Source organism: Massiliimalia massiliensis, assembly GCF_900155615.1.
Taxonomy (GTDB): domain Bacteria; phylum Bacillota; class Clostridia; order Oscillospirales; family Ruminococcaceae; genus Massiliimalia; species Massiliimalia massiliensis.
In genome coordinates this window covers 895,766-911,276 of record NZ_FUHT01000004.1, presented here as the reverse complement: position 1 = coordinate 911,276, position 15,511 = coordinate 895,766, and the positions used below count along the sequence as shown (strand labels likewise).

Genomic DNA, 15,511 nt, shown 5'->3' with positions numbered 1-15,511 from the left:
CAAAGATGACCAAACAAGAGATGATAAAGAAAGTTTATGAGGAGAAGGACGGAGTTTTAGAATTAATTCCGGTATTTGTACCTCGGCGTTTTGGAAATGCCGGACACAGGTTGAAACTGCATCCTGATGATTATTATGCTCTTGGAACTCAGCGTGGTTCCATTAAGGAACGTTGGTTTTCATCCGTTATCACTGCGATGAACGGCGAAAAAGCAGCCACAGATGAAGGCCTCAGTTATGTTAACACTACCGGAAATATAGGAGATAAAATCAGTTTGAAAGACTTTGTGGAAGAACTGAAAGGGAAACTGGTCGGTCAGGAATTATATGAAAAATATCAGACCTGGCCCATGTACTCCAAATTTTTTGACTATGAGGGACCTTTGTTTCATCATCTGCATCTGGACTTTGAAGCTGCTGCAAAGGTGGGGAAAATTGGAAAACCAGAAGCGTATTATTTTCCTCCGCAACTTAATAACTATCTTGGCAGCTTTCCGCATACTTATTTTGGATTTTCTCCTGACTGTACCAAGGATGAAGTGAAGGAACGTCTTCAGAATTATACGAAAGAGGATATTCGGATTACAGAGTTATCCCGCGCATACCGAATTCAGCTCGGCACGGGCTGGTATACTCCACCGGGCGTCATCCATGCACCCGGTTCCTGCTTAACCTATGAGCCGCAATGGAACAGTGATGTTAACTCTGTGTATGAGAACATCTGTGATAATGAAATTTATGATCGATCATTTCTGGATGAGAATTGTCCTGAGGAAGAAAAAAGCAATTTAGACTATATTATCGGTTTGCTGGACTGGAACAAAAATATTGATCCAGATTACCGGAAGCATTATTTCCGTCCACCGATGATTTGTCGGGAGACGGATCAATACTCTGAAAAATGGATCGCATATGGAAACGACTATATTTCCGCAAAAGAACTAACTGTTTATCCAGGGCAGCATGTATTGATTAAAGATCATTTTGCGTATGGATGCATTCTAACACAGGGATATGGAAGATTTGGAGGATATCGCTGTGAAACGGCAACCATGCTCCGGTTTGGGCAGCTGTCCTGCGATGAATTTTTTGTATCGGAACCTGCTGCAAAAAAGGGGATAGTGATTATCAATGAAAGCGAATGCGAACCATTAGTAATTCTCAAGCATTTTCCGTCAAACAGGGAAACGCCAGGAAAGCAAATCGAAAAGGAGTGATGATATGGAATTACAAAATTACGAACGAATTCATCAGGAAATCGAAAAGAAATTTTTGAAAATGAAACAAGAACATCCGGAGTATTTCAAAGAATCATTGAAATTTTCCTGGAGTAATTGGGGATTTGGAATTGAAAAGCTAGAAACTTCTGTAAAGCGATTGAAAAAATTCGATATAGAATATATTGAATTGCATGGAAATCATTATGGAGTAGATTTAGGATATTCTGTAAAAGAAACAAAACAGATTCTTAAAGAATATGGAATTAGTTGCGGAGGAGTATGCGGTATGTTTTCTCCGGAATGCGATCTTTCCAGTAATCTGCCGCGACATCGTCAGGCAGCGATTGATTATTTGAAACGTGAAATCGAATTTACTGCTGAAATGGGTGGAGAATATCTGCTTGTTGTGCCTGCGGCGGTAGGCCGTGCTAAAGCCTATGATGCAACGGAATTGGAACGGAGTACCGAGAGTATTTTAGCTGTTGCAGATTTGTTTGTAAAATACGGTGTTAAGGCAGCCATTGAACCTGTGAGAAGTGCAGAAACGAGCTTAGTACATACAATAGCAGAAGCAAAGCGGTATATTAAAGTCGTGGATCATCCAGGAATACAGCATATTAATGGAGATGTCTATCATATGCAGTCAGAAGAGACTAATATCAGTAAAGCCATACTGGAAGCAGGAGAGGCATTAGTGAATCTTCATCTAGCAGATAGCAACCGCTGTGCATTAGGTAGTGGATCAATGGATATAGATCATATTATTATGGCTCTATATCTGTTAAAATATAACCAAAAACGGTGCTTTGTGACACCGGAACCATTGGGGCCTGGCGGAGATCCATATCCTGCAATGAATGGAAAGCCTGATTCTGCCTTTCTGGATGCGTTAGTAAAAGAAAGCGTTTTCTATTTTAGAAAGCGAGAAAAACTGTTGTGTTCATTATAAGGATAATTCTTTTAATATACTAGTTTTGGATTAACACAAGGAGAGTAGTAATTCGCTACTCTCTTTTTGTTCTAGAAATTTTGAAACAAGTATATTATACGATTTGACATAACTAAAAGAAAAAATCCGGAGAATATAGATGAAAAAAAGAGACTATTTCTCAGGATACCTTACGCTTGCCGTTCAGAAACAACTTGTATGATAAAATCATAGTTTTGACCGTCAAAATGAGATAGACATTTTCGCATATACCTACGCAGGATATCAGGACGATCATTATTTGAACTGTAAATTGACATCTGGATAATTTGAATCGGATTGTAATTCAGAGATAGAAAAAGCCCGGCAGCGTTATGATTTACTTTCTACGTTAGATTAGAAGTCTGAATTAATGATCCAAAACCCGAAAAATAAAAATAAGCCCTTGACAAAGCATGTCATCAGGCTTATTATATCAAAAATAACCAACTATTAACAAAAAACCATCCCATTAGCTGTAATCTGGTTTGGCGACCATCTACAACTAATTGAAACGTAAGGCAATACGTTCAAAACACAACCTTGCAGAAAGCAAGAGACTGAACGCAACTGAACCTTACGCATACTATTTGAAACTTGACAAATAATATGCCAAGCCAACAGGATTTTGATGTGCTCACGTCCTGTGAAAAGGTCATACCCTCGGGATAACAACCAGAATAAGAAACTGATGTATTGCTATGATAGCGTCCAACAAGGATAATAAGGCAAATATGCCGTGCCTTAATTGGAACCCGGCAGGAAATCAATTTAATCGGATATATAGAAGAAAACTACATTAATTCAATAAGCCTATCCAATTTTCTGAATAAGCTTATTGAATTATTCTAATTGGCTGGGGTAAAAGGATTCGAACCTTTGGAATGGCGGAGTCAGAGTCCGCTGCCTTACCGCTTGGCTATACCCCAATAGTATAAAGCTTTTGTTTAACAGCAAGATATATTATAACAGCAGGAAAAGAATTTGTCAACACTTTTTTATATTTTTTTCCAAACGACTTATACTAATAAAAAACGGAAGGGAAGCGGAGGATGAAAAAGCATAAATTCGGATCAATTATATTAGGAGCGGTATCCGGAGTCCTGAATGGACTGTTTGGAGCCGGAGGCGGCGTAGCAGTTGTTCCGATGCTGGAGCAGATGGAGCTTGCCCCTCAGAAGGCCCACGCCACCTCGGTTGCAATTATTCTGCCGCTCAGTGCTGCGACGGCAATTCTCTACTGGATGCGGGGCGTGCAGGTGGACGGGCATATGATGGTGTGGCTGGTGCCGTTTGGACTAATTGGCGCGCTGATCGGTTCAAAACTGCTCAAAAGAATCAACCAGGATTTGCTGCGCCGGATTTTTGGCGCAATCATTGTTTATTCGGGCATCAGGCATTTGCTCGGATAAGGAAAGGAATGGCGGTAGGATATGGATATCGTTGTTTTAGCTCTGGCGGGCCTGCTGTCCGGAATCTGTGCCTCGATGGGCTTAGGAGGAGGATTTGTGCTGCTGGTCTATTTAACGCTCTTTACTCAGCTTTCCCAGTTAGATGCGCAATTAACCAATTTGGTGTTTTTTTTACCAATTGCTGTTTTGTCTGTAATTCTCCATCTGAAAAACCAGCTTATTGAAAAAAAGGTTTTGCTCAAAGCGATTGTAGTAGGTATTATCGGCGTTTTAATCGGGGGATTCCTTTCCGGTGTGATTGAGGAAGAACTTTTATCCAAATTATTTGGCGGATTTATTTTGTTGATCGGGCTGAAAGAATTATTTCATCGTAAATCTGGGAAAAATAAACAAAAAGAGGAAGGATAGATTTCAAATTATTACAAAATCATGCATTTTGTTTGCAATTTATTCATAAAGATGCTATATTTAGACAATAGAGTTTATTGACAGAAAGGAATGTACTTATGGAAGCATTAGAGGCAGTAAACGCGGGCATATGGTCGATTGCCCCGCCATTAATTGCAATCATTCTTGCATTGGTTACAAAAGAGGTCATTTCCTCGCTTTTGATCGGTATTTTTGCCGGCGCGCTGATTTACAGCGGAGGAAATCCGGTGGAAATGGTGGTCACAACCTTTGAGGTGATGGGAAGCAAATTAGGGGAGAACGCCAATATCCTCATCTTCCTCGGCCTTTTAGGAGCATTAGTTGTTGTCGTTACGAGAGGCGGAGGCTCCAGTGCCTACGGGAACTGGGCTGTCAGGAAAATAAAGACCAGAAAAGGAGCTTCTCTGGCTACCTGCGCGCTGGGCTGCCTGATCTTTATTGATGACTATTTCAACTGCCTGACTGTGGGGACGGTCATGCGGCCGGTTACGGACAAGCATCGTATCTCCCGCGCAAAGCTTGCATACTTTTTGGATGCTACCGCCGCGCCGATTTGTATTATTGCTCCGGTTTCCAGTTGGGGAGCGTCTGTCGCTTCCTATATGCAGGACGCGGGCGCAGAAAATGGGATGGCAACCTTTATCAGCACGATTCCCTATAACCTTTACGCGCTGCTGACTATCATTATGGTAGTAATTCTCTGCGTTACAAAGATCCAATTTGGCTCCATGACTAAATTCGAGAAAAACGCGATTGAGCTGGGCGACTTGCATACTACGTCGGCTGAAGACGTCCAGACAGAGGATTTGGGAACAAAAGAGGTTTCTACAAAGGGAAAGGTTTACGACCTGGTAATCCCGATTCTGTCCCTGATCATTTTTACTGTACTGGCAATGGCTTACACAGGCGGATTTTTTGCCGGAGAATGCAGTTTCACAGAATCCTTCGGGAATTGTGATTCCGCACAGTCTCTTGTCCTCGGCAGCCTTGCGGCCCTGGTTGTAACCTTCCTGCTCTATCTGCCGAGAAAGGTTTTGGGATTCCGTACCTTTATGGACAGCATCACGCAGGGAATCAAATCAATGGTACCGGCCTTTACTATCCTGATTCTTGCATGGACAATCGGCGGAATCTGCAACGTGGATTATCTGAATACAGGAGGATTTGTTGGAAACTGGGTCAACAATTCTTCCTTCCCGGTCTTTATCCTGCCGGTCATTATCTTTATTGTAGCGGGCTTCCTCGGCTTTTCTACCGGTACGTCCTGGGGCACAATGGCAATCCTGATTCCAATCGGGGCTGCGATCTGCACCACCCCGGAAACACAGACGCTCTTGATTCCGGTATTGGGTGCGATTCTTGCGGGTGCGGTCTACGGAGACCATATTTCTCCGATTTCCGATACCACGATCCTTTCGTCAACCGGTGCAGGCTGTAACCATATTGACCATGTTTCCACCCAGCTCTGGTATGCGACGGTGGTAGCCGCTTGCTGTGTTATCGGATACCTGATTATGGGTATTACAAACAGCTTTATTATTCCGTTGGTGGTTTCCGTGGCGCTGATGGCTGCGGCAATGCTGGTCTTGAATAGAATTTATAAGAAAAAATATCAGATTGATTATGATAAAATAAAGGTTGAGATGAAGGTAAATCAACCGGAAGAAATTAGCCAATCATAACCACCCGTCAAACGGGTGGTTTGCTCGCCCCTATAAGGGGCAGATACCGACCAGCGCCTAAAGACGCTGGCTTTCTCTTTGTTCAAGCCTATTGCCTTTGCCGCTTTTGCCGCCCCTTAAAGGGCGTTCGTACTACCTGCTACCCTTAAAAGGGTCTTCATACTCTTTTACACTCAATTTATCCAGTGCTATATCGTGCTTTTCCTGTTCCTCTATGTATTTCCGTATGGTTGCCTCATTGAGTCCTACTGTACTTACATAGTACCCCTCTGCCCAGAAATGTCTGTTCCCATACTTATACTTTAGATTTGCATGTTTATCAAACATCATCAACGCACTTTTTCCTTTCAAGTATCCCATGAAACTTGACACACTTATTTTTGGTGGTATACTTAAAAGCAGATGTACATGGTCAGGCATCATATTTCCTTCCAGTATTTCTACTCCTTTGTATTTACACAGTGTTCTTATGATTTTCTGCAAATCCACTCTATACTGTCCGTATATCGCTTTTCTTCGGTATTTCGGTATGAACACTATGTGGTACTTACACATCCATTTTGTGTGTGATAAACTGTTTGTTTTATTTGCCATTAAAATCACCTTTCTTTTTTTGCAATAAGCTTGAACATCTTATTGTACCACGAAAGGTGATTTTTTTGGTTTAACCTTTTGTTTCCCACCCGCATAGCGGGTGGTTTTCTGTTTCGTGCCGCTGGCACTCAACCGTCTAAAGACACTAATAACGACAAACCGGCTGGCCTTAATGGCCAGCCGGTTTGTTGTTTTCAGTTTCTGTATCCTTACGGAAGGAATCTGATCCGACGCCGATATCATTTTTCATCAGCAATGCATTTTGTATGGCCCCTTTTCCATACTTGCTGCGGATTTGATCCACCGCCTGTTCGAGATGAGAGAGCTTTTCGTGCTGATCTGCCAGCTGAGGCTGAAAGAGATTGACCTGAAATCCTTCCTCGGCATCGGTAAGCTGGATAGCTGTAACGGAAAGCATTCGGATCGGGCTGTTGATATCCCAGGAGGATTGCACCAGCTCCATCGCGCAGTCAGCAATTTCCCGGGAAATGTCGGTAGCGTGGTCGAGCTGCTTTTGGCGGGAGATGATATGGAGCGCAGGATTTTTAATAATGACCTGAACGCCCCGGCATTTTAGCCCGTGCTTGCGAAGCCGTGCGGCAACGCTGTCAGATAGGGCAAGGATGCCGGTCTTAATGTCATCTGTTCCCGTCAGATTGCGCCGGAACGTCATATTATTCCCAACCGATTTCACCTCGGGCTGATCGTCATATCGCCGCACCGGGCTTTGGTCAAGGCCGTTGGCATATTCCCAAATATTTTCACCAAGCTTTCCAAGCACGGAGGCAATTTGCCGTTGGTCGCAGGCGGCCAGATCGCCAATCGTGCGGATGCTAAGCTTTTCCAGGATTTTTTCGGCTGATTTCCCAACATAGAGCAGGCTGCTGACCGGAAGCGGAAAAACGACCTGCTGAAAATTTTCAGGGGTAATCACCGTTGTCGCGTCCGGCTTTTTATAATCGCTTCCAAGCTTGGCAAAAATTTTATTGAAGCTTACCCCGACAGAGATGGTAAGTCCGGTTTCTTGTTTGATCCGTTCGCGGAGGGTGTTGGCGATGGCCCGGCCGTCTCCGAACAGCCGCCTGCTGCCTGTGACGTCCAGCCAGGATTCGTCGATTCCAAAGGGTTCCACCATATCGGTATATTCCAGATAGATTTGATTCACCATTTTTGAAAAGCGGAGGTATTCTGCCCGGTGAGGCGGGACAAGAACAAGATCGGGACATTTTTTTCTTGCCTGCCAAATTGTTTCGGCGGTAACCACGCCAAAGCGCTTAGCCAGTTCATTTTTGGCCAGAATGATACCGTGCCTGCTTTCCGGATTGCCGCAGACCGCCATAGGAACGTCCCGAAGCTTGGGGTTATGGACGCACTCGACCGAGGCGTAAAATCCGTTGCAGTCACAGTGCAGTATTGTGCGTTCCAAGCCGATTCCTCCCAAAAGAAAATTTGTTCTAATTTTATTTTAGCGTAAATCTGAAAAGTGATCAAGGGATAAATTGTAAACGGTTTCTCTTTATGGTATAATAACGTTAATCGGAACGTTTAACGTCCCTAAAAACAGCTCCCAGAGCGAACTCTTTCGTGCCTTGCGGCATCGCCGTTTTTATCCCGGCAGCTTCATGGTATCACAGAGCAAACGAGGTTTGCTCCAGGGAGTTTCCTTTTCGGGAGATATCCCGGATTGGAAAAGCGATAAACGGAGTTTGATCCGGGAAAATTTCCTTATGATGAAGAACGGCTAAGGCCTTGACAGGAGGAATTGACATGAATACGGAACAATTACAGGTGCTGGTGTTGTTTCCGGCCAGTGAAGAACATAAAAAAATGCTGGAGTCGAAAGCGGAAATGGCGGAATTTACCTATTCGAGTCCCTCTACGGTAACGGAGGAGCAGGTTCAGCAGGCGGATGTAATTCTCGGAAATCCGCCGACAGACATGCTGCGCCAGAGCGGAAAGCTAAAATGGCTGCAGTTAAACAGCGCAGGCTATGACAATTACCTGGGTGATGGGATTTTATCGTCCGACACTATTCTGACCAATGCCAGCGGAGCCTATGGGCTTGCCATCTCTGAATATATGATCTGCGGACTGCTGATGCTCTATAAAAAGATGCCTTTCTATTTTGATGAACAGAAGCAGGCGAGATGGAGCGACGGCGGAGGCGTAAAATCGCTTTACGGCGCAACTGTTCTGGTTATTGGCTTTGGGGACATTGGAAATGAATTTGCCAGGCGGGCCAAGGCAATGGGTGCAAGAATCATTGGAATCCGCCGCAGGCTTGACCAGAAACCGGATTATGTTGACGAGCTTCATACTATGGATCGTCTGGAGACATTGCTGCCGCAGGCGGACGCGGTATCCCTCAGCATTCCGGCAAGCTCGGAGACCTATCATCTGATGAATGAAAAACGGCTGGCGCTGATGAAGCAGGATGCTGTTTTGCTCAATGTAGGACGAGGAAGCTCGGTAGACAGTGATGCGTTATGCCGGGCGTTAAACAGCGGCAAGCTGGGCGGCGCCTATCTGGATGTAACGGAGCCGGAGCCCTTACCGGGAGACCATCCGTTGTGGAACGCAAATAACATCATTATTACACCCCATATTACCGGCGGCTTTCATCTGCCCGAAACGCTGGAGCGGATCGCCTCAATTTGTGCGGAGAATCTAAAAGCTTTTACCGCAGGCACGGCAATGAAAAATGTGGTTAGAAGATAAGAAAGGATGTCACTGAACCGATGAGATATAAACTGCTGGCTTTAGATATTGACGGAACCTTGACCAACAGTCAGAAACGGATCACACCGAAAACACTGGAGGCGTTGGAGCAGCTCCAGGAAAAGGGAGTTAAAGTCATCCTCGCTTCCGGACGTCCTCTGCCGGGGCTGGAAAAATTTGCGGATGAGCTGCGCTTAAAGGAGCACGGCGGCTATCTGCTCTGCTTTAACGGCGGCCGGATTATCGATTATAAAACCGGAAAGGCGGTCTGCGACCATTTCCTGCCGCAGGAGCGGCTGCCGGCGCTTGCGGACGCCGCGAAGGAATACGGCGTGGCCTTGATGTCCTATGAGGGCAGAGAGGTCATTACCGAGATGCCGGAGGATGAATACATCTGTTATGAAGCGAAAATCAACGGTCTGAAGGTGCGTAAAATCGAAAATTTCAAAGAGTACGTTACCTTTCCGGTAAATAAGTGCCTGATGATGGCCGACGGCGAATATTTGGCAAAGGTAGAAGAAAAAATGAAACAGCGCTTTCCGGATTTGATGTTCTACCGTTCGGAGCCTTTTTTTCTGGAAATTATGCCGCAGGGAATTGACAAAGCGACGTCCCTACAGCAGCTTTTAGACCTGTTAGGCTATCAAAGGGAGGATTTGGCCTGCTGTGGGGATGGCTTTAATGATTTGACCATGATCCAGTTTGCCGGACTGGGCGTTGCAATGGAAAACGCGCAGGAACCGGTGAAACAGGCGGCTGATTTTATCACTCATTCCAATGATATGGATGGCATTGCGCATATGATTTCAGTTTGTTTTCAATAAAGGGGAAGTTGGATGATTCAGCATTTCGAAAAGGATATTACAGTCAGCCAGTATGAATGCGACTTTTTAAACCGGATGAAGCCCAGTTCGATTCTAAGGCAGGTTGAACAGGTCAGTATGGATAACTGTACGGCGATTGGCGTCGACGCCGCGTTATATGAAAGGACACATACGGCGTTTCTGCTGGCTAAGCTTGTGTTAGTACTCAACAGAGATATTACGGTTGGTGAACAACTCCATCTGGATACCACTGCCGCCCTTCCGGTCAGAGCGGTATATAACCGTTATACCAGCCTGACAGTATCCGGGGAAGAAGCGGCCGGTGTTGACACCCGGTGGGTTCTGGTGGACACGCAGACGAAACGAATCCTGCGCAAGCCTCCGGAGGAATTTCAGCTTCCGTTTGTCGACAGGACGGAGAAATCTTTTGACATGTCGATCAGAAAAGGAACGGAGCTGGAAACGCTCGGCATGGTAAAAGCGGAATACTCACGGACTGATATCAACGGTCATCTGAACAATGCAGAATATGCGGATATAGTCTTTAATTATCTTCCGGCGGAGCTGCTGCGAGAACAGGCGCTGAAAAAAATGGTGATCTATTATCATAATGAACTGCCGTTTGGAGAGGAAATGCGGATTCTGAGAGGAACCAACGAGGACGGGCAGTTTTATTTTCAGGGTATCCGGGAACGGGACGGAAAACCTTGCTTTGAGGCGGAGGCTATCTTTGAAAACGGATGCTAATCTGAAGGAAAGAAGGGACTATCGTGAACAGGGAAACAATCATTCAGTTCGGTACAGGACGATTTTTGCGCGGTTTTTTTGACTATTTTATCAACTGTCTGAACCAGCAGGGACTATATGACGGCAGGATTGTAGTAATACAGTCTACGCCGGGCGGCGCGGCAGAACGGATCAATGCGCAAAACGGAGTCTATCATCTGGTTTTGCGAGGAATTGAGAACGGGAAGGCCATGGAGGAATGCCACAGAATTACCTCCATTTCCCGCGCGCTAAATCCGGAATCGGATTTTGACGGCTTTCTGAAGCTTGCCGAAAACCCAGCTATGCGGGTTATTATATCGAATACGACTGAGATCGGCATTCAGTTTGATGCAACCGCTTCCTTTGACGACCGTCCGCCGAAAGCCTATCCGGCGAAGCTGTGCAGATTGTTGCATCACCGTTTTCAGTCCGGGCTGCCGGGCTTTTTAATCTTTCCCTGCGAACTGATTGACCATAACGCGGATGTCCTGCGTTCGGCGGTCTTGGAGCATGCGCGCCGGTGGAAGCTGGGAGAGGGCTTTATTCGGTGGATAGAAACGGAGAATCGGTTCTGCAATACGCTGGTTGACCGGATCTGCACCGGCTTCCCGGCAGAAGAAGCGGAGCAATGGGAGAAAAAGTTAGGAGGGCCGGACGCCCTTTTGAATACGGCTGAGCCGTTCCATCTCTGGGCAGTGGAAGGAAATTATGAGGAGGAGCTGCCGTTCCGGAAAGCGGGCCTGAACGTTGTCTGGACGGACGACATCACACCGTACAAGCTCAGAAAGGTACGAATCCTAAACGGCGGGCATACCTCGATGGTGTTGGGCGCCAGCCTGTTTGGACTGGAAACAGTGCTGGAATGTATGCAGGATGAAACGGTACACAGGCTGTTCCGAAGGTGCGTGTTTGAGGAGATTGTCCCAACGCTGGGAGAAAACGAGGAGACGCTTGCCTTTGCCTGTTCTGTGGAGGAACGTTTCCAAAATCCATATATCCGGCATCATCTGGCCGACATTGCGGTGAATTCGGTCAGCAAATTCAAGGTGCGGGTTTTGCCGACGATTCGGGAATATGAGAAAATGTTCCACTTACAGCCGCATGGGCTTTTGTTCTCATTAGCGGCGTTGCTGGCCTTTTACCGGCTTCGGGAGCCAAACGACAGGGCAGAGTATATCCATGTTCTGAAAGAAGCGCCGCTTTCCGCAATCCTTGCGGACACTGCAGTTTGGGGCGAGGATCTGTCCCGCTATTATGATATTGTCGCGCCGTATTATAACGCGATTCTGCAGAACGGTATGAAAGCGGCCTACCAGATGGTGCTGGAGAAATAAATACAAAACAGTCCGATATCCGACGGAATTTAAAACAAGGGAAAGGAATGATAGAAACGATGAAGCGGGAAGGATATATTTCCTGGGATGATTATTTTATGGGCGTTGCAATGCTTGCCGCTAAACGAAGCAAGGACCCGAACACACAGGTTGGAGCATGTATTGTCAGTCCGGATCAAATTATACTCTCAACCGGATACAACGGTTTTCCCATCGGCTGCTCCGACGACGAATATCCGTGGGAAAGGGAAGGCGAGCAGACCAAGTACCCCTTTGTAGTTCATGCGGAGCTCAATGCAATCCTGAACACCCGCGGGAAATCCCTGGAGGGCGCGAAAATCTATGTCGCGCTGTTTCCGTGCAATGAATGCGCGAAGGCGATCATCCAGTGCGGGATCAAGGAGGTGGTTTACCTGTCCGATAAATATGCGGATACCAAGGAAACCATTGCCTCGAAACGGATGATGTCCTCTGCCGGTGTTTCTTTCCGCCAGTTTACACCGTCGGTCGGTCAGATTGTGATTGATTTTGCCGGCGTGGAAAAATAGTGCTATACAAAAGCTCAGCCAAGCGGATGCTCCGCTTGGCTGAGCTTTTATGTTTATTTTATGTCCTGCGCATCCAGAACCGGCCTTCTGCAATATCGGTAAGCTTCTGCGGAAACTGCTTGTTGAACAGCTCTTCCTCCTCCAGAATCATGACGCCCATGTCCCCGGCGCGGCGGTAGGTCGCAGGAGCGACCTTTGATACGGCTGTAGAGGTTACCAGGACGGCCTTTGCGGCAATTCCGCCAAACCGTTCCGCGAGGAGCTTGATTTCATTCAGTGCGTGGGTAGAAGGGACGCCGGTCTTGCAGGAAATGAAAATGGGGGTTAGCTCATGAACCAGCATTACGTCGATTTCATTGGTAGTATCATTTGGGTCGTGGTCGCTGCCGTCCCAGTCAATGACCACGCTGACCTGCACATCATCGAAAAATTCGGTTTGATCCGCACACAAGCCTGTGTAAAGCTCCAGCCAGATGCCGGCATCGCTTAAGCATTTGCGGAGATGCTCATTCTTAAACTGAAAAGAAACCTGTCCGTTTCTGCGGTGAAGGCGAAGGATAATGCCGCATTCTGCCAGCGCCTGCATAATAGAAAAATTACACTCCGCGTTGACCTTGCCGCTGAGCTTCTCCGGGACAGATACTGCAAGGGTGTGCTCATCCTCCGTTTGAATTTGCTGGAAAAAGGTGGTCTGGGCGCCCCATTCCTGACGGTGCTTTTTATAAATATCCCAGACTGAGAGAATATCCCTTTGCATTTCCGGTGAACGGTATTCCTGGTTAAAATGGCCGTGGCGCATCATAGAGCCACCCGCGAGGGTCAGGATATCCCGGACAGTGAGCTTTGGCAGAGAGATTTCCGGCAAGGTGCTGTTTTGGAATACATTGAGGAATTTTTTGGAACGGTAATCAAAATAATAGACTGGAATTTTTTGCTCAAGGCAAAACGCTCCGGCCGCTAACAAAGGAATTTCTTTTCCTCCGGTAACCTCAAAGGCACAGGACGGGTTTGCCTGAACCACCCTTTGATAGGTGTCCATAATATTTTGGTAGTTCGCATAGTCATAATGATAAAAAGAGATTTTGGTCTGGAGTCCTCTTTGCTTGGCAAAACGGAGGATACTTTCCTTTCGGTATTCCCGCATAATCTTCTTATCGCCGAGGAAAACCACCTGCTGTGGATTCATCATCAACATACCCAGGACATTCTCGATGGGTTCCCGGTCGAACAGCTCAATGATTGTTTTCATCACAATCGACATTCCTTTCCGGATGTTTTTGCCGGTTTTACAAGCTTGCTTTCAAACAGGCGTTTTCTTCATCATACCATTTTTGGGGAGGATTGTAAATCAATGTAATATTTTGAAAGAAAAATAAATTTGTGGTATACTGAAGCAGATGAAACGTTTGCTCTTCTGTTCTCAGCTTCTTGCCTTTATAGTTTCCCGCCAGGGGCTGCTTTCATTCTAAACGGGACGCAGAACAGGAACGGGAATCAGCATGGAGGGCGGCTATCCTTTGCAAACTGAGTTTTTGTGCAAAACTGATTCAATTTGTGAGAAAGGAGCGCTTTCGCCCCGGCGAAGGCCATGGTATAAAGAATGAAAAACAACAGCTTTACAAAAATTTATGAAATTGTAAAAAAGATACCTTACGGAAAGGTGGCCTCCTATGGGCAGATTGCTCTGCTGGCCGGAAATCCCCGATGGTCCCGGGTCGTGGGCTATGCGCTGCATGTCAATCCCGATCCGGAGCATATCCCGTGTCATCGGGTAGTAAACCGATTTGGATATGTATCGCCCGCCTTTATTTTTGGAGGGGAAAACCGTCAGATTGCTTTGCTGGAGGCGGAAGGGGTGGCCTTTATTGCCGAGGGCCAGGTCGACATGAAAAAATACCGTTGGAACGGCGAAACAGAAGGGGGACGAAAGCTTGATGAAGGATAATTTAATAGAGATCGTGCAGCCCTTACTTGCCTGGTACCGTCAATCAGCCAGGGAGCTTTCCTGGCGGAGCGACCCGCAGTCTTATCGGGTGTGGGTTTCAGAGATTATGCTCCAGCAAACCAGAGTGGAAGCGGTGAAACCCTATTATGAGCGCTTTATGTCCGAGCTTCCGGATATCGCTTCCCTTGCAGGGGCCGAGGAGGAAAAGCTTTTAAAGCTATGGGAAGGGCTTGGATATTACAGCCGGGTGCGAAACCTGCAAAAGGCTGCCAGGATTGTGATGGAACGGTATGACGGAGAGCTTCCGGCCTCTTTTGAAGCACTGAGGGAGCTTCCGGGAATCGGGGAATATACAGCCGGCGCGATTGCCTCTATTGCGTTTGGGCTGCCGGTGCCGGCTGTGGACGGCAACGTGCTGCGGGTGCTCTCCCGAGTGACGGAAAGCGACGATGATATTACGCAGGCGAAGGTAAAACGGGATTTTGCCTCACGCTTAAAAGAGATCTATCCGAGGCAGCAGCCAGGCGATTTTACACAGGCGCTGATGGAACTAGGCGCGATGGTCTGCGTGCCGAACGGCGCTCCGCTTTGCGGTCTGTGCCCATTGTCCCATTGCTGCTTGGCGCATCAGCATGGGACGGAGGGGAAACTGCCTGTCAAAGCGGCAAAAAAGGCGAGACGGGTAGAGCAAAAAACGGTTTTTCTCCTTCGGTGCGGAGAGAAAGCGGCTCTTGCGAAGCGCGCGGATTCCGGTTTGCTTGCCGGATTGTGGGAATTTCCTAACGTCGAGGGCCATCTTTCTCCGGAAGAGGCCGGGCGTTTTCTATATAAAAAGGGTGCGGCGCTTTTAGAAATCAAGCGCTTAAAAAAAGCGAAGCATATCTTTACTCATGTGGAATGGGTTATGGAAGGATATTCTGCTCTGCTTCAGGAAGAAACGCCGGGACTTATTTGGGTTTCCAGGGAAGAGATGGCGGCGGGCTATCCTTTGCCGAATGCTTTTAAAGCTTTTCAGACGGTATTGCTCAAAGAATGGGAAAAGTAAACGAAAGCCGGGACAAATTTTCGAA

The 15,511-nt window shown here is 46.7% G+C and carries 15 protein-coding genes and 1 tRNA gene; 12 read left to right on the top strand and 4 right to left on the bottom strand.

Annotation, left to right across the window (positions count from 1 at the left end; translation table 11 throughout):
* Window positions 1-5: 5 nt before the first annotated feature.
* On the top strand, window positions 6-1,217 hold the full coding sequence (locus CZ360_RS12965) for a hypothetical protein (RefSeq protein WP_077534638.1): 1,212 nt from the start codon (window positions 6-8) through the stop codon (window positions 1,215-1,217).
* Window positions 1,218-1,221: 4 nt separating this feature from the next.
* Window positions 1,222-2,169, top strand: coding sequence for a sugar phosphate isomerase/epimerase family protein (locus CZ360_RS12960; RefSeq protein ID WP_077534637.1), 948 nt, complete (start codon window positions 1,222-1,224; stop codon window positions 2,167-2,169).
* Between the two features lie 871 nt (window positions 2,170-3,040).
* Here the strand turns inward: CZ360_RS12960 and CZ360_RS12955 are convergent.
* Window positions 3,041-3,116, bottom strand: a tRNA-Gln gene (locus CZ360_RS12955).
* A 123-nt stretch (window positions 3,117-3,239) separates the two neighbouring features.
* Here CZ360_RS12955 and CZ360_RS12950 point away from each other — a divergent pair.
* The 3 genes from CZ360_RS12950 (at window position 3,240) to CZ360_RS12940 (ending at window position 5,710) form a co-directional block, all read left to right on the top strand.
* Window positions 3,240-3,599, top strand: coding sequence for a sulfite exporter TauE/SafE family protein (locus CZ360_RS12950; RefSeq protein WP_077534636.1), 360 nt, complete (start codon window positions 3,240-3,242; stop codon window positions 3,597-3,599).
* A gap of 21 nt (window positions 3,600-3,620) precedes the next feature.
* Window positions 3,621-4,007, top strand: coding sequence for a sulfite exporter TauE/SafE family protein (locus CZ360_RS12945; protein WP_077534635.1), 387 nt, complete (start codon window positions 3,621-3,623; stop codon window positions 4,005-4,007).
* 98 nt (window positions 4,008-4,105) lie between these two features.
* A complete protein-coding gene (locus CZ360_RS12940; protein WP_077534634.1) occupies window positions 4,106-5,710 on the top strand; it encodes a Na+/H+ antiporter NhaC family protein in 1,605 nt (534 codons plus the stop codon).
* A 132-nt stretch (window positions 5,711-5,842) separates the two neighbouring features.
* Here CZ360_RS12940 and tnpA read toward each other — a convergent pair whose 3' ends face one another.
* On the bottom strand, window positions 5,843-6,304 hold the full coding sequence (tnpA, locus tag CZ360_RS12935; RefSeq protein ID WP_077532218.1) for an IS200/IS605 family transposase: 462 nt from the start codon (window positions 6,302-6,304) through the stop codon (window positions 5,843-5,845).
* A 169-nt stretch (window positions 6,305-6,473) separates the two neighbouring features.
* Window positions 6,474-7,730, bottom strand: a complete 1,257-nt coding sequence (gene dinB / locus CZ360_RS12930; protein ID WP_077534633.1) for a DNA polymerase IV — start codon at window positions 7,728-7,730, stop codon at window positions 6,474-6,476.
* A gap of 341 nt (window positions 7,731-8,071) precedes the next feature.
* Here dinB and CZ360_RS12925 point away from each other — a divergent pair, with 341 nt between their 5' ends.
* The 5 genes from CZ360_RS12925 to CZ360_RS12905 are packed head-to-tail and all read left to right on the top strand — an operon-like array spanning window position 8,072 to window position 12,496.
* Window positions 8,072-9,022 (top strand): D-2-hydroxyacid dehydrogenase, encoded by a 951-nt coding sequence (locus tag CZ360_RS12925; RefSeq protein ID WP_077534632.1) that lies wholly within the window; start codon window positions 8,072-8,074, stop codon window positions 9,020-9,022.
* A 20-nt stretch (window positions 9,023-9,042) separates the two neighbouring features.
* Window positions 9,043-9,846, top strand: coding sequence for a Cof-type HAD-IIB family hydrolase (locus CZ360_RS12920; protein ID WP_143530256.1), 804 nt, complete (start codon window positions 9,043-9,045; stop codon window positions 9,844-9,846).
* A 12-nt stretch (window positions 9,847-9,858) separates the two neighbouring features.
* Window positions 9,859-10,593, top strand: a complete 735-nt coding sequence (locus CZ360_RS12915; RefSeq protein WP_077534630.1) for an acyl-[acyl-carrier-protein] thioesterase — start codon at window positions 9,859-9,861, stop codon at window positions 10,591-10,593.
* Window positions 10,594-10,616: 23 nt separating this feature from the next.
* Window positions 10,617-11,948, top strand: a complete 1,332-nt coding sequence (locus tag CZ360_RS12910; RefSeq protein ID WP_229408060.1) for a tagaturonate reductase — start codon at window positions 10,617-10,619, stop codon at window positions 11,946-11,948.
* A 59-nt stretch (window positions 11,949-12,007) separates the two neighbouring features.
* Window positions 12,008-12,496 (top strand): deoxycytidylate deaminase, encoded by a 489-nt coding sequence (locus CZ360_RS12905; RefSeq protein ID WP_077534628.1) that lies wholly within the window; start codon window positions 12,008-12,010, stop codon window positions 12,494-12,496.
* Between the two features lie 58 nt (window positions 12,497-12,554).
* On the opposite strand, the gene CZ360_RS12900 is transcribed toward CZ360_RS12905, so the two are convergent.
* A complete protein-coding gene (locus CZ360_RS12900; protein ID WP_159438301.1) occupies window positions 12,555-13,745 on the bottom strand; it encodes a Card1-like endonuclease domain-containing protein in 1,191 nt (396 codons plus the stop codon).
* Between the two features lie 351 nt (window positions 13,746-14,096).
* Here CZ360_RS12900 and CZ360_RS12895 point away from each other — a divergent pair, with 351 nt between their 5' ends.
* Window positions 14,097-14,441, top strand: coding sequence for an MGMT family protein (locus CZ360_RS12895; protein ID WP_077534626.1), 345 nt, complete (start codon window positions 14,097-14,099; stop codon window positions 14,439-14,441).
* Window positions 14,431-15,486, top strand: a complete 1,056-nt coding sequence (gene mutY / locus CZ360_RS12890; protein WP_077534625.1) for an A/G-specific adenine glycosylase — start codon at window positions 14,431-14,433, stop codon at window positions 15,484-15,486. The genes CZ360_RS12895 and mutY overlap by 11 nt, the downstream gene beginning before the upstream one ends.
* The last annotated feature ends 25 nt before the right edge of the window (window positions 15,487-15,511 follow it).

What these genes read in the sequence shown, in the direction of transcription:
- CZ360_RS12965 (WP_077534638.1), top strand. Translation starts at nt 6, where the DNA reads ATGACCAAACAAGAGATGATAAAGAAAGTTTATGAGGAGAAGGACGGA.
- CZ360_RS12960 (WP_077534637.1), top strand. Translation starts at nt 1,222, where the DNA reads ATGGAATTACAAAATTACGAACGAATTCATCAGGAAATCGAAAAGAAA.
- CZ360_RS12950 (WP_077534636.1), top strand. Translation starts at nt 3,240, where the DNA reads ATGAAAAAGCATAAATTCGGATCAATTATATTAGGAGCGGTATCCGGA.
- CZ360_RS12945 (WP_077534635.1), top strand. Translation starts at nt 3,621, where the DNA reads ATGGATATCGTTGTTTTAGCTCTGGCGGGCCTGCTGTCCGGAATCTGT.
- CZ360_RS12940 (WP_077534634.1), top strand. Translation starts at nt 4,106, where the DNA reads ATGGAAGCATTAGAGGCAGTAAACGCGGGCATATGGTCGATTGCCCCG.
- tnpA (WP_077532218.1), bottom strand. Translation starts at nt 6,304, where the DNA reads ATGGCAAATAAAACAAACAGTTTATCACACACAAAATGGATGTGTAAG.
- CZ360_RS12925 (WP_077534632.1), top strand. Translation starts at nt 8,072, where the DNA reads ATGAATACGGAACAATTACAGGTGCTGGTGTTGTTTCCGGCCAGTGAA.
- CZ360_RS12920 (WP_143530256.1), top strand. Translation starts at nt 9,043, where the DNA reads ATGAGATATAAACTGCTGGCTTTAGATATTGACGGAACCTTGACCAAC.
- CZ360_RS12915 (WP_077534630.1), top strand. Translation starts at nt 9,859, where the DNA reads ATGATTCAGCATTTCGAAAAGGATATTACAGTCAGCCAGTATGAATGC.
- CZ360_RS12905 (WP_077534628.1), top strand. Translation starts at nt 12,008, where the DNA reads ATGAAGCGGGAAGGATATATTTCCTGGGATGATTATTTTATGGGCGTT.
- CZ360_RS12900 (WP_159438301.1), bottom strand. Translation starts at nt 13,745, where the DNA reads ATGAAAACAATCATTGAGCTGTTCGACCGGGAACCCATCGAGAATGTC.
- CZ360_RS12895 (WP_077534626.1), top strand. Translation starts at nt 14,097, where the DNA reads ATGAAAAACAACAGCTTTACAAAAATTTATGAAATTGTAAAAAAGATA.
- mutY (WP_077534625.1), top strand. Translation starts at nt 14,431, where the DNA reads ATGAAGGATAATTTAATAGAGATCGTGCAGCCCTTACTTGCCTGGTAC.